Raw genomic sequence first — 12,841 nt, forward strand, 5'->3', positions numbered from 1 at the left:
TGCAAAAGACACCCAAGGTTCAAGCGACAAAGTGTGAGCCCCGCCACCGGCTGGTCGCAAGACCTACGCGTGCTTTTTCATTTGGCGCGGCAGGCGGGCCTTGCGTATCATGGTCCGGCTGCACGGACGCCAGCTGCAAGCCAAGGGAACGCTCCTCTCACCTGGAGCCGCGTTTGCCCCATTTTTTTCTGGAGGGCCCATGAGCCTGCACGAACTGAACACCTTCCCGGGCGTCACCGCCCAACCTGACACCGCCACCTCGAACTTCGTGTTCAACCACACCATGCTGCGGGTCAAGGACATCACCAAGTCCCTGGACTTCTACACCCGTGTCCTGGGTTTTTCCCTGGTTGAAAAGCGCGACTTCCCGGAAGCCGAATTCAGCCTGTACTTCCTGGCCCTGGTGGACAAATCCCAGATCCCGGCCGACGCCGCCGCGCGCACCCAATGGATGAAGTCAATTCCAGGCATCCTGGAACTGACCCACAACCACGGCACCGAAAACGATGCCGACTTCGCCTATCACAACGGCAACACCGATCCGCGTGGTTTTGGTCATATCTGCATCTCGGTGCCCGATATTGTCGCTGCGTGTGAACGCTTCGAAGCATTGGGCTGCGATTTCCAGAAACGCCTGACCGATGGCCGCATGAAAAGCCTGGCGTTCATCAAGGACCCGGATGCGTACTGGGTTGAGATTATTCAGCCAGCGCCGCTGTAAGTTTCTAACACACAACAAAAAACCCCATGATCACTCATGGGGTTTTTCGTTTCCGGGCCTGGACTTACGCCGGAGCGGAGGTCCGGATCAAGTGATCGAAAGCACTCAGGGAAGCCTTGGCGCCCTCGCCTACCGCAATCACGATCTGCTTGTACGGCACGGTCGTCACGTCACCGGCAGCGAATACCCCTGGCAGTGAAGTCTCGCCACGGGCATCGACAATGATCTCGCCACGCGGGGTCAATTCCACAGTGCCTTTAAGCCAGTCGGTGTTGGGCAGCAAGCCGATCTGTACAAAGATGCCTTCCAGGTCGATGGTCTTGAACTCGCCAGTATCGCGGTCCTTGTAGGCCAGGCCGGTGACCTTCTGGCCGTCGCCTTTGACTTCACTGGTCAGCGCGCTGGTGATCACATCAACGTTAGGCAGGCTGTACAACTTGCGCTGCAATACCGCGTCGGCGCGCAACTTGCTGTCGAACTCCAGCAAGGTCACATGGCTGACGATACCGGCCAGGTCGATGGCCGCTTCAACGCCGGAGTTACCGCCGCCGATTACCGCCACACGCTTGCCCTTGAACAACGGACCATCGCAGTGCGGGCAGAAGCACACGCCCTTGGCCTTGTATTCCTGCTCGCCCGGTACACCCATTTCGCGCCAGCGGGCGCCGGTGGCCAGGATCACGGTCTTGGACTTGAGGGTCGCGCCGCTTTCAAAGCGAATTTCATGCAAGTCACCGGCGTTTTTCGCTGGGCTCAGGCTGCTGGCGCGCTGCAGGTTCATGATGTCCACGTCGTACTGGCGTACGTGGGCTTCCAAGGCGCTGGCCAGTTTCGGCCCTTCGGTTTCCTGTACCGAGATAAAGTTCTCGATGGACATGGTGTCCAGCACCTGGCCGCCAAAGCGTTCGGCGGCAACACCGGTGCGAATACCTTTACGTGCGGCGTAGATGGCCGCTGCGGAACCGGCCGGGCCACCGCCGACGACAAGCACATCAAAGGCATCTTTGGCGCTGATTTTCTCGGCGGCTTTTTCAATGCCGCTGGTGTCGAGCTTGGCGAGGATTTCCTCCAGGCCCATGCGGCCCTGGCCGAAGTTCACGCCATTCAAGTAAACGCTCGGCACTGCCATGATCTGACGTTCGTCGACTTCAGCCTGGAACAGCGCGCCGTCGATGGCGACGTGGCGGATGTTCGGGTTGAGCACGGCCATCAGGTTCAGCGCCTGGACCACGTCCGGGCAGTTCTGGCAGGACAGCGAGAAGTACGTCTCGAAGCTGAACTCGCCTTTAAGGGCGCGGATCTGTTCGATCACTTCGATACTGGCCTTCGACGGGTGGCCACCGACTTGCAGCAGGGCCAGCACCAACGAAGTGAATTCATGGCCCATGGGGATGCCGGCGAAACGCAGGCTGATATCGGCACCCGGGCGGTTGATGGAGAACGATGGCTTACGTGCATCATCGCCATCGGTCTTCAGGGTAATCAGCGTGGTGAGGCTGGTTACGTCCTGCAAAAGGGCAAGCATTTCCTGGGATTTCGCGCCGTCGTCGAGGGAGGCGACGATCTCGATCGGCTGGGTGACCCGTTCCAGGTATGACTTCAACTGAGCTTTAAGATTGGCGTCCAACATACGGGCGATTTCCTATTAATTCGGTTTATTGCAGACAAAAAAACGCCCGAGCGACTCTCGCCCGGGCGTTTTGAGGGCGGATGCAGCTTACTTAAGTGCGGAGTTCCGCCCTTGAGACGTCTTCACAGACTTAGATCTTGCCGACCAGGTCCAGGGACGGAGCCAGAGTAGCCTCGCCTTCTTTCCACTTGGCTGGGCACACTTCGCCTGGGTGGGCAGCTACGTATTGAGCGGCCTTGATTTTGCGCAGCAGCTCGGAAGCGTCACGGCCAACACCGCCGTCGTTCAGTTCAACGATCTTGATCTGACCTTCCGGGTTGATCACGAAGGTACCGCGGTCAGCGAGGCCAGCTTCTTCGATCAGTACGTCGAAGTTGCGGGAGATGGTCAGGGTCGGGTCGCCGATCATGGTGTACTGGATTTTACCGATGGCTGGCGAAGTGTTGTGCCAGGCAGCGTGGGCAAAGTGGGTGTCGGTGGAAACGCTGTAGATTTCGACGCCCAGTTTCTGGAATTCGGCGTAGTTGTCAGCCAGGTCTTCCAGCTCGGTTGGGCAAACGAAGGTGAAGTCGGCTGGGTAGAAGAACACTACCGACCATTTGCCTTTCAGGTCAGCGTCGGTCACATCTACGAAGTTGCCGTTTTTGTATGCAGTCGCTTTGAACGGTTTTACTTGGCTGTTGATGATAGGCATCGTTGACTCTCCGTCAGGGGTTAAGAAGTTGATGAAGTGAATCCTACCCACTCTCTCGGCGGATGGCTCATTGGCAAACCTGATGCTGACGATTGGTTTTCCCTATCAGGTGACGGTATTAATAGAAGAAATCTCAAAGCAGCGGTTGAGTGGCCAATGTCATGCCGAGAAAGGGCGTTGCTTCAACATAGCGCATGGCGGATTTCATGTCGCTCCAGCCGACGTAACTCATCAGCGACTTCAAGTCCCAGCCGCTGCGATGGGCCCAGGTGGCAAACCCCCGGCGCAACGAGTGGCTGGTGTATTGCTCGGCGGCGATGCCCGCACGCTCAAGCGCCTGGCGCAGCAGCGGGATCACGCTGTTGGGGTGCAAGCCCTCCTCCCCCAGATTTCCCCAGCGGTCGATGCCCCGGAATACCGGACCGCGCACCAGGGCCGACGCGCTGAGCCATTCGCTGTAGGCCTGCACCGGACATAGGCGCAGCAACGCCGGGGTGTGATAGGTCTTGCCGAGGTTGTCGCGGTCACTTTTGCTGCGCGGCAGATACAGGCTGATGCCGGCACCGGGTGTGGCCTGCACGTGTTCGATACTTAATCGGCACAACTCATCGCTACGAAAACCGCGCCAGAAGCCCAGCAGGATGAGCGCAGTGTCACGCTTGGCGCGCAGCAATCGCGGTGGATCCTGCGCCTCACTGGCCTCTCGCGCTTCAGCCTCAAGGGAGGCCACTACCTGCTCCAGATGCCTGAGCTGCAATGGCTCGGCCTGCTTCTCCTGCGCCGGGTGCACGGCGCGAATCCCCTTGAGCACCTTGCGCACCACCGGCGCTTTCGTCGGGTCGGGAAAGCCCTGGCTGGTATGCCATTGCGCCAGTGCCGAGAGCCGCAGCTTCAGGGTGTTGACCGCCAGCACACCCGCATGCGCCACCAGATAACGCGCCACGCTGTCGCTGGTAGCGGGCAGAAATCCGCCCCAACTGACTTCGAAGTGTTCGATGGCCGCGCGATAGCTGCGGCGCGTGTTATCGCGGGTGGCGGCGTTGAGGTAACGATCCAGATCGCTCATGGGAGGCCTATTCGTACTGCTGGCAGACATATAAGCGTTCCAGACGCCAATGACACGGGATAATACGCCAATATCCCATCTGTTAAATCATGAATTTAAACGGATTTTTATTCGTGATATGGTATGTATCTACATAATACATACCACAGTACTAAATCGACGGAGACCCCATGGCTCGCGGCGGCATTAATAAAGCAGTAGTTCAAACGGCACGCCTGGCGATCCTTGCCCGTGGCGAGAACCCCAGCATCGACGCGGTACGCATCGAGATGGGTAATACCGGCTCGAAGACCACGATCCACCGCTATTTGAAGGAGCTGGACGACAGCGAAGCCCGCCTGACCATTACCGAAGCCCCGATTGACGACGAGTTGGGTGAACTGGTTGCACGGTTGGCGCTGCGCTTGAAGGAGAAAGCTCAAGAGCCGATTGACCTGGCCCTGGCGCAGTTCGAACAGCAAAAAGCCGCCCTGCTCGCCCAGATCGAGGCGCTTGAAGAAGCTCACGCCGAACTCAAGCAGCAATTCGATATTCAAGCGGCCGCCCTGGCAGAAGAAAGCGCCGCCCTGCAAACCACCAGTACCAGCCTGCAAACCGAGCAAACCCGCAACGCTGGGCTCAGCCAGGCCTGCAGTGATTACGAACTGCGGATCAGCGACAAGGACGAGCAGATTCGCTCGCTGGAAGAAAAGCACCTGCACGCCCGCGAGGCGCTGGAGCACTACCGCAATGCGATCAAAGAGCAGCGCGAGCAGGAACAGCGGCGCCACGAAGGCCAGCTGCAGCAAGTACAGGCAGAACTGCGCCAAGCCCAGCAAAGCGCAATGGTTCGCCAAGATGAGATCACCCAGCTGCATCGCGACAATGAGCGCTTGCTGATCGAGCACCGAGTGACGACAAAGGAATTGGCTGCGCTGCTGGAAGAAACCCGCAAAGGCCAGGCCCAGCAACTGAAACTGAACGAACACGTGAACCAGATCGACAGCGAGCGCACCCTGCTTCAGGAACGCCTGCGGGTGGCCTTGCTTGAAAGCGAGTCACGCCAACAAGCGCTGGCTGAGCACGGGCACACCAACAAGCACCTGGAACTGGAGCTTATGAAGGCCCACGCCACTATCGAAGCGTTGCGCCTGGCGGCCGCCGTTGCAGCGACGCCAGAGGCAACACCACCCACCTGATCAGTCCGCCACAGGCGTGCGCATGGTGACGAACTCTTCCGCCGCCGTGGGATGCACGCCGATGGTTTCATCGAAGTGCTGCTTGGTCGCGCCCGCCTTGAGCGCGATCGCCAGGCCCTGGACGATCTCGCCCGCGTCCGGACCGACCATGTGGCAGCCCAACACCCTGTCGGTGTCGGCATCGACCACCAGCTTCATCAAGGTTTTTTCCTGGCACTCGGTCAAGGTCAGCTTCATCGGGCGGAAACGGCTTTCGAAGATCTGCACCCGGTGCCCATTCTTCTTCGCCTCCTCCTCCGTCAGGCCGACCGTGCCGATATTCGGCAGGCTGAATACCGCTGTCGGGATCATTGCGTAATCCACCGGACGGTATTGCTCGGGCTTGAACAAGCGACGCGCTACTGCCATGCCTTCGGCAAGCGCCACCGGCGTCAGCTGCACACGGCCGATCACATCGCCGATTGCCAGGATCGACGCTTCGGTGGTCTCGTACTGGTCGTTCACCTGGACGAAACCTCGCTCATCCAGTTTGACACCGGTATTTTCCAAGCCCAGGTTATCCAGCATCGGCCGCCGGCCGGTGGCATAGAACACGCAATCGGCCTCCAGCACGCGACCGTCTTTCAAGGTTGCCTTAAGGCTGCCATCGGCTTGTTTGTCGATACGTTCGATATCGGCATTAAATTGCAGGTCCAGGCCACGCTTGGTCAGTTCCTCTTTAAGGTGCGTGCGCACTGAACCATCAAAGCCGCGCAGGAACAGATCGCCGCGATACAGCAATGACGTCTGCGCGCCCAAGCCATGGAAAATCCCGGCGAACTCAACCGCGATATAACCGCCACCTACCACCAGCACACGCTTGGGCAACTCTTTGAGGAAGAACGCCTCATTGGAGCCTATCGCGTGCTCACGTCCCGGAATATCCGGAATCTGCGGCCAGCCCCCGGTAGCGATCAGGATGTGCCTGGCTGTAAAACGCTCGCCATTGATTTCCACCTGGTGCGGATCAACCAGGCGCGCATGGCCTTCATGCAGGGTCACGCCACTGTTGACCAACAGGTTGCGGTAGATGCCATTGAGGCGATTGATCTCGCGATCCTTGTTGGCGATCAGGGTCGCCCAATCAAAATTCGCTTCCCCCAGGGACCAGCCAAAGCCACTGGCTTGCTCGAAGTCTTCGGCAAAATGTGCGCCGTACACCAATAGTTTCTTCGGCACGCAGCCAACGTTTACGCAGGTGCCACCCAGGTAGCGACTTTCCGCCACGGCCACCTTGGCCCCAAAGCCTGCAGCAAAGCGCGCCGCGCGAACACCGCCGGAACCGGCGCCAATTACATACAGGTCAAAATCGTAGGCCATTTCATTCTCCTCGGCAGGACATCAGCATACCGACTTACATGGGGCTGAAAAACGAAAAAGCCACCCGAAGGTGGCTTTTCAAAGGCAGGTCAGCGTGAATCAGTAAGCTTTGCCTGTCTTGTAGAAGTGCTCGTAGCAGAAGTTGGTGGCTTCGATGTAGCCTTCGGCGCCACCGCAGTCAAAACGACGACCCTTAAACTTGTAGGCGATCACGCAACCGTCTTTGGCCTGCTTCAACAGGGCGTCGGTGATCTGGATCTCGCCACCCTTGCCTGGCTCGGTTTCTTCGATCAGCTTGAAGATGTCCGGAGTCAGAATGTAACGACCGATGATCGCCAGGTTAGACGGTGCATCTTCAGGCGCCGGTTTTTCAACCATGTCACGTACGCGGATCAGACCATCACCAATGTCGTCACCGGCAATCACGCCGTACTTGTTGGTCTCTTGAGGATCAACCTCTTGAACCGCAACGATGGTGCAACGGTATTTCTGGTACAGCTTGACCATCTGGGTCAGTACGCCGTCGCCTTCCAGGTTCACACACAGGTCGTCCGCGAGTACGACGGCGAACGGCTCGTCACCAATCAACGGGCGGCCGGTCAGGATGGCGTGGCCCAGACCTTTCATTTGGGTCTGACGGGTGTAGGAGAACGAGCACTCGTCCAGCAGCTTGCGGATGCCGACCAGGTATTTTTCCTTGTCGGTGCCCTTGATTTGGTTTTCCAGCTCGTAGCTGATGTCGAAATGGTCTTCCAGTGCGCGCTTACCGCGACCGGTGACGATAGAGATTTCGTTCAAACCGGCATCCAGTGCCTCTTCGACGCCGTACTGAATCAGTGGCTTGTTTACCACCGGCAGCATCTCTTTGGGCATGGCCTTGGTCGCTGGCAAGAAGCGAGTGCCGTAACCGGCTGCTGGGAACAAGCATTTCTTGATCATATAAGTCCTTACAAAGGGCTGTGCGTACGGAGTTCGGCGCAGTCTAATCAGGCCGCAGTCACCTTACAATGGGTTCTGCTGGCGTTGCGATGTCATCATAGAGAAAAAATGTCGGCGTAAGTTCCGCTGATCTTACAAAGAGCGACTCTGCCGTCACGGTAAAAAAACCCGTTTCCTCATGTTTAAAGGGGCTGCAACCCTTTTAGCACGCTTTTCAGCCCAGAACACTGACCTGGAATAACTTGCGCGGCATTGGGACATTTGGCGCTATCATTACGCCCTTGAATCAGACCACGAGATTGTTAATAGATGTCAGAACCAAAAGGCGTGAACGGCTACCTGATCACCAAGCGAGCGGACGGCTGGCACCTGATCAACTTCCACGGAGACAGCGTCGCGGGCGTGTTCGAGAGCGAAAGCATGGCGATCGCGGTCGCCGAAGTATTTGTGGATGAAGCGGGCCACGCATCGAGCAAAAGGCCGAAGGGCAAGTAAGCCTGCAGGCCTGTGCAAAAAGCCCCGAACCAGGGGCTTTTTTGGGTTTTGCCTGTACCTAGATGGCAGTTCGCTATAATCTTTCAAAAACGCCCCACGACAGTGTCAGCGCCCCTCCCACACCCTCGACGACGAACACACATGAACAAATTTCTGGCACTGACTGCGGTACTGGCACTTGCCGGCTGCACCACCACTTCCGATGTCTACCTCAAAAACGGCGAGCAAGGCCTGACCATCGACTGTTCAGGTGAAGCCAACTCCTGGGCCAGTTGCTACGAAAAAGCCGATGCCTCCTGCGCAGGCACCGGCTATCGCATTGTCGGCACCGAGGGCACGCCATCGCTGAAAGAAAGCGACAAGACCCTGGGCCAGGATGTGGGCAACTACAAAAGTCGCAGTGTGGTGGTGGTCTGCAAGTAACCCCGAGGGTTATAGGTGGATCTCGGCAAATTTGATGCCCAGCTCCCGAAGGATCTCGCTGAGTTCGTCAAGACTGGCAAAGGACTCGACTTCATCCTGATCATCCACCAGAAAAAAGCTGCGACCGCCGCTTTTCTTGAAGAAGACGATCCACTCGCCCAGATCGGCGGGGTTCTGGATGACATGGGTGGCCGAGATTTCACCCTCGGCATGACGGGCTTTGACGTGTTCACGCTTCATATCGGCTTTCCCCAGCGGCATCAACCGGAAATGCACTCTTCACCGGCCTTTTTCACGTCACCCGGGCGGATAGGCACGTTGGACATGCTCTCGTAGAGCTTGATGCTGCTACCGCTGGAGCGCTCTTCAATATCGAAAATTGCCGAAGGATCGGCGGAAAGTTTCTGCGGCACGATGACTTGGACACCGTCTTTATGCGGTTCAATCTGCGGCGGCCGACGGGTGGCCGACAATTTTCTTACCACACACGCGGCGTACTCCTGGGGTTTTTTCCCGGAGATGACGGCCAACGTCGGCGGGGTCTGCTTGATATCTGCAACCGAAGCACACCCACCTATCGCCAAGGCCAGAACCAACACACTCCACTTCATACAAATCCTCCATTAAAGACCCTACGACAGCGGAGATAGTAATTTTCTCCCGCCCACGTAGGATTTATCTCTTATAACTCGGTAAATAACTGTTTTAAATTGTCGACGCCGTTGAAGACGGGCCGATAATAAACGCGCTGGGGCTGATAAACTCCATCTTAACCTACGTATCATTCTGATTTTTCAGAAAAAGCCCTTCTGGAGACACCCTCATGAAATTTATCCACCAGCGCGAGCACCTCAACGAGGGGGACATTGTCGTCATCGAATGCTCGCAGACTTGTAATATTCGCCTGATGAGTGACGCAAATTTTCGCAGTTTCAAGAATGGCGGCCGCCACACGTACCACGGCGGCGCGTTCGACAAGTTCCCCGCCAAGATCACTGCACCCAGCACCGGGTTCTGGAATATCACCCTGGACGTGGTGACACGCCGCGCAATCAGCGTCACGCGCAAGCCTGCGTTGTCCCACAAGATTCGCATCGTACGTCGCACCAGCACCAAGCTGAGCTGACTCGAACAGCCACAGGAAATCACCGTGACCACCACTACCAAATACGTGATCAAGTACAAGCTCAATGGCGAACGCCGCTTTGAGTTCGCCCAACTTACCACCAACAGCGTAGAAGAGGCCCTGCAAGCCCTGGCGAAAATCCACGATACCAGCGATGAAATCACCGACATCAACGTGAGCAAGGCGCTGTAAGGCAATGCCCGGGCCCACAGATGACTTGTTCGCCGATGACGCCCTGCAACAACCAGCAGCACGTGAGCAGATCGGCGAACAGTCCTACGTGCTTAGGGGATATGCCCTGCCCTGGATTGAGCGCCTTCTACCAGAACTGCGCCGTGTGCTGGCGCAATCGCCGTTTCGGCAAATGGTTACGCCCGGTGGCTTTACCATGTCGGCAGCCTTGAGCAGTTGCGGCGCGCTGGGCTGGACCAGCGACACCAGCGGCTACCGCTATACGCCCCTGGACCCTCGCACCCGGCAGCCCTGGCCAGCGCTGCCGGACACCTTGCGCCAACTGGCCATAGAAGCCGCAGCAGACGCTGGGTTTGTCGACTTTGCCCCCGACGCCTGCTTGATCAATCGTTATGTTCCGGGCGCGAAAATGTCCTTGCACCAGGACAAGAATGAACGTCGCTACAGCGAGCCCGTCGTGTCGATATCCCTTGGACTGCCGGCAGTTTTCCTGTTTGGTGGTCACGCGCGTAGTGACAAGACCCGCAAGGTCTCGCTGTTCCATGGTGATGTGGTGGTCTGGGGCGGGGTCGATCGGCTGCGCTTTCATGGGGTGACGCCGATCAAGGAAGGCGTGCACCCGATCATGGGCCCGCAACGTATCAACCTCACTTTTCGCACCGCCGGCTGATTTGACCGCAAGCTTCGGAGTGCCAGGCCACTGCGGCACGGCTAATCTGGCCAGGATCCGTCAAGAGTGCCAACTATGACTACCGAACAAGATCTGCGCTGGGCTGCGATTCTTGCCCGCGATCCGAAAGCCGACGGGCTGTTCGTCTACGGCGTAAAAACCACTGGTGTGTATTGCCGCCCGAGCAGCGCCTCGCGATTGCCCCGCCCGGAAAATATCGAGTTTTTCGACACCCCGGCACAGGCCGAGGCCGCCGGTTATCGCGCCAGTAAACGCGCAGCCGGTGACCAGACGCAGCTGGCTGCGCAGCATGCGCAACTGGTGGCTGACGCGTGCCGGCAGATCGAACACGCCGACACCGCGCCCAGCCTCAACACGCTGGCGAGCCGGGCCGGACTGAGCCCGTTCCATTTCCACCGCGTGTTCAAAGGCGTGACCGGCCTGACGCCCAAGGGTTACGCCAGCGCCCATCGCTCACGCAAGGTGCGCCAGGGGCTCAAGGGCCCGCATTCGGTAACCGATGCGCTGTATGAAGCCGGCTTCAATTCCAACAGCCGCTTTTATGAGTCGGCCAACCAATTGCTCGGCATGACGCCCAGCGACTACAAGGCCGGCGGCACCAACAACCAAATTCTATTTGCCGTCGGGCAATGCTCGTTGGGTGCGATCCTGGTGGCGCAGAGTGCCCGAGGTGTGTGTGCGATTCTATTGGGGGATGACCCGGACAAACTGGTGCGCGACCTGCAGGACCAATTCCCCAAGGCCAACCTCGTGGGCGCCGACCGTCGTTTCGAACAGCTGATCGCCCAAGTGGTGGGGTTTATCGAGGCTCCCGCCCTGGGCCTGGACCTGCCGCTGGACCTGCGCGGCACGGCGTTTCAGGAGCGGGTATGGCAGGCCTTGCGCGAAATCCCGGTGGGCAGCACGGCCAGCTACGCGCAGATCGCCCAGCGTATCGGCGCACCCACGTCTTTTCGCGCGGTGGCCCAAGCCTGCGGAGCGAACAGCCTGGCGGTGGCGATTCCCTGTCATCGGGTGGTGCGCAGCAATGGTGATTTATCCGGCTATCGCTGGGGGGTTGAGCGCAAGCGGCAGCTGCTCGATCGCGAAAAAGACCACTGACGCGCACGAAAAGCCCACCTCGTCCAGTGAATAAAACAGACTGGCCGGGTGCCAGGTACCCTGCTAAAACAGCGAAAAAACCGACTGACGCTGGAGACGCATCCCATGAGCACCTGGCCAGACACCCGCATTCTCGACCTGCTCGGCATCGACGTGCCTATCATCCAGGCGCCGATGGCCGGTGCCACGACCGCCGCCATGGTCATCGCCACCAACGAAGCGGGCGCCCTGGGATCGATGCCGGCGGCCACACTGAGCATCGAGCAACTGCGCGCCGCGCTGACCAGCATTCGCCAGGCGAGTACGCGCCCCATCAACGTCAACTTTTTTTGCCACCAGCCCCCTGCCGCCGACGAAGAACGTGATCGACGCTGGAAGGCTCTGCTGGAGCCCTACTACCGCGAGCTGGGTGCCGATTTTGAGGCGCCAACGCCGGTTTCCGATCGCGCACCGTTCAACGACGCGGCTTGCCAGGTGGTTGAAGCGTTCCGGCCCGAGGTCGTCAGTTTTCACTTTGGCCTGCCGGAAAAATCCCTGCTGGATCGGGTAAAAGCCACCGGCGCCAAGGTGCTGTCGTCAGCCACCACCGTTGAAGAGGCGATCTGGCTGGAGCAGCACGGTTGCGACGCGATTATTGCCATGGGCATTGAAGCCGGGGGGCATCGCGGGATGTTCCTGAGCGACGACCTCAACAGCCAGATAGGCCTGATGGCATTGGTGCCGCAGATCGTCGACGCGGTGACCGTACCAGTGATTGCGGCCGGTGGTATTGGCGATGCACGTGGCATCGTCGCAGCCTTGGCGTTGGGCGCTTCAGCGGTACAGATCGGTACGGCGTATCTGTTCACCCCCGAAGCCACGATCACAGCCTCCCATCACCATGCGCTGCGCCATGCACAGGCCAGCGAAACCGCCCTGACCAACCTGTTCACCGGGCGCCCGGCACGGGGCATCATTAACCGGGCAATGCGTGAGCTGGGAGCGATCAACCCCACGGCACCCGCGTTTCCCAGGTCCGGCGGCGCATTAATACCACTCAAGGCCAAGGACGAAGCAGACTTCAGCAACCTGTGGTCCGGCCAGGCGCTACGCCTGGGTAAAGACACAAGCACCTATGAACTGACCCGCGAATTGGCCGAGCAGGCTTTAGCAAAGCTCAAATAGCGCCTTCACCTGCGGCAACTTTGCACTGTACCGGCAATGGCCAACCGCTATATATTCCCATA

16 protein-coding genes are annotated in these 12,841 nt (G+C 58.7%); 9 read left to right on the forward strand and 7 right to left on the reverse strand.

Going from position 1 to position 12,841, the window contains the following annotated elements; all coding sequences use genetic code 11:
- Positions 1-199: 199 nt before the first annotated feature.
- Positions 200-721, forward strand: a complete 522-nt coding sequence (gloA, locus tag M2397_RS08130; protein ID WP_053129696.1) for a lactoylglutathione lyase — start codon at positions 200-202, stop codon at positions 719-721.
- Positions 722-785: 64 nt separating this feature from the next.
- Here gloA and ahpF read toward each other — a convergent pair whose 3' ends face one another.
- The 3 genes from ahpF to M2397_RS08145 all read right to left on the reverse strand — a co-directional run bounded on the left by ahpF (position 786) and on the right by M2397_RS08145 (position 4,111).
- Positions 786-2,351, reverse strand: coding sequence for an alkyl hydroperoxide reductase subunit F (gene ahpF / locus M2397_RS08135; protein ID WP_259242615.1), 1,566 nt, complete (start codon positions 2,349-2,351; stop codon positions 786-788).
- Positions 2,352-2,481: 130 nt separating this feature from the next.
- Positions 2,482-3,045 (reverse strand): alkyl hydroperoxide reductase subunit C, encoded by a 564-nt coding sequence (gene ahpC, locus M2397_RS08140; protein ID WP_003173835.1) that lies wholly within the window; start codon positions 3,043-3,045, stop codon positions 2,482-2,484.
- Positions 3,046-3,178: 133 nt separating this feature from the next.
- Positions 3,179-4,111, reverse strand: coding sequence for a site-specific integrase (locus tag M2397_RS08145; protein ID WP_131696221.1), 933 nt, complete (start codon positions 4,109-4,111; stop codon positions 3,179-3,181).
- 170 nt (positions 4,112-4,281) lie between these two features.
- On the opposite strand from M2397_RS08145, the gene M2397_RS08150 reads away from it, so the two are divergent.
- On the forward strand, positions 4,282-5,289 hold the full coding sequence (locus M2397_RS08150) for a DNA-binding protein (RefSeq protein ID WP_184742328.1): 1,008 nt from the start codon (positions 4,282-4,284) through the stop codon (positions 5,287-5,289).
- On the opposite strand, the gene gorA is transcribed toward M2397_RS08150, so the two are convergent.
- Together gorA and galU are read right to left on the reverse strand one after the other, a co-directional pair.
- Positions 5,290-6,648, reverse strand: a complete 1,359-nt coding sequence (gene gorA / locus M2397_RS08155) for a glutathione-disulfide reductase (protein ID WP_131696219.1) — start codon at positions 6,646-6,648, stop codon at positions 5,290-5,292.
- Positions 6,649-6,747: 99 nt separating this feature from the next.
- Positions 6,748-7,587 (reverse strand): UTP--glucose-1-phosphate uridylyltransferase GalU, encoded by an 840-nt coding sequence (gene galU / locus M2397_RS08160; RefSeq protein ID WP_003212579.1) that lies wholly within the window; start codon positions 7,585-7,587, stop codon positions 6,748-6,750.
- A gap of 309 nt (positions 7,588-7,896) precedes the next feature.
- On the opposite strand from galU, the gene M2397_RS08165 reads away from it, so the two are divergent.
- A complete protein-coding gene (locus tag M2397_RS08165; protein ID WP_131696218.1) occupies positions 7,897-8,082 on the forward strand; it encodes a hypothetical protein in 186 nt (61 codons plus the stop codon).
- A 141-nt stretch (positions 8,083-8,223) separates the two neighbouring features.
- Positions 8,224-8,505 (forward strand): hypothetical protein, encoded by a 282-nt coding sequence (locus M2397_RS08170; RefSeq protein WP_027606590.1) that lies wholly within the window; start codon positions 8,224-8,226, stop codon positions 8,503-8,505.
- A 9-nt stretch (positions 8,506-8,514) separates the two neighbouring features.
- Here the strand turns inward: M2397_RS08170 and M2397_RS08175 are convergent, their stop codons facing one another.
- A complete protein-coding gene (locus M2397_RS08175) occupies positions 8,515-8,745 on the reverse strand; it encodes a hypothetical protein (protein ID WP_027606591.1) in 231 nt (76 codons plus the stop codon).
- Between the two features lie 20 nt (positions 8,746-8,765).
- Positions 8,766-9,116 carry a hypothetical protein gene (locus tag M2397_RS08180; RefSeq protein ID WP_131696217.1) on the reverse strand — a complete coding sequence of 117 codons (351 nt, stop codon included), beginning with the start codon at positions 9,114-9,116 and terminating at the stop codon, positions 8,766-8,768.
- A gap of 212 nt (positions 9,117-9,328) precedes the next feature.
- Here M2397_RS08180 and M2397_RS08185 point away from each other — a divergent pair, with 212 nt between their 5' ends.
- The 5 genes from M2397_RS08185 to M2397_RS08205 all read left to right on the forward strand — a co-directional run bounded on the left by M2397_RS08185 (position 9,329) and on the right by M2397_RS08205 (position 12,779).
- Entirely contained in the window at positions 9,329-9,631 is a 303-nt protein-coding gene (locus M2397_RS08185) for a DUF1883 domain-containing protein (protein ID WP_003173824.1), read from the forward strand.
- A 24-nt stretch (positions 9,632-9,655) separates the two neighbouring features.
- Complete coding sequence (locus tag M2397_RS08190; protein WP_167656289.1) at positions 9,656-9,823, forward strand: hypothetical protein; 168 nt, start codon at positions 9,656-9,658, stop codon at positions 9,821-9,823.
- Positions 9,824-9,827: 4 nt separating this feature from the next.
- Positions 9,828-10,493 (forward strand): DNA oxidative demethylase AlkB, encoded by a 666-nt coding sequence (alkB, locus tag M2397_RS08195; protein ID WP_131696216.1) that lies wholly within the window; start codon positions 9,828-9,830, stop codon positions 10,491-10,493.
- A gap of 75 nt (positions 10,494-10,568) precedes the next feature.
- Complete coding sequence (gene ada / locus M2397_RS08200; protein WP_131696215.1) at positions 10,569-11,615, forward strand: bifunctional DNA-binding transcriptional regulator/O6-methylguanine-DNA methyltransferase Ada; 1,047 nt, start codon at positions 10,569-10,571, stop codon at positions 11,613-11,615.
- Between the two features lie 105 nt (positions 11,616-11,720).
- On the forward strand, positions 11,721-12,779 hold the full coding sequence (locus M2397_RS08205; protein WP_259242616.1) for a nitronate monooxygenase family protein: 1,059 nt from the start codon (positions 11,721-11,723) through the stop codon (positions 12,777-12,779).
- The last annotated feature ends 62 nt before the right edge of the window (positions 12,780-12,841 follow it).

Origin of the sequence: Pseudomonas sp. BIGb0381 (assembly GCF_024809815.1) — a bacterium.
GTDB lineage: Bacteria > Pseudomonadota > Gammaproteobacteria > Pseudomonadales > Pseudomonadaceae > Aquipseudomonas.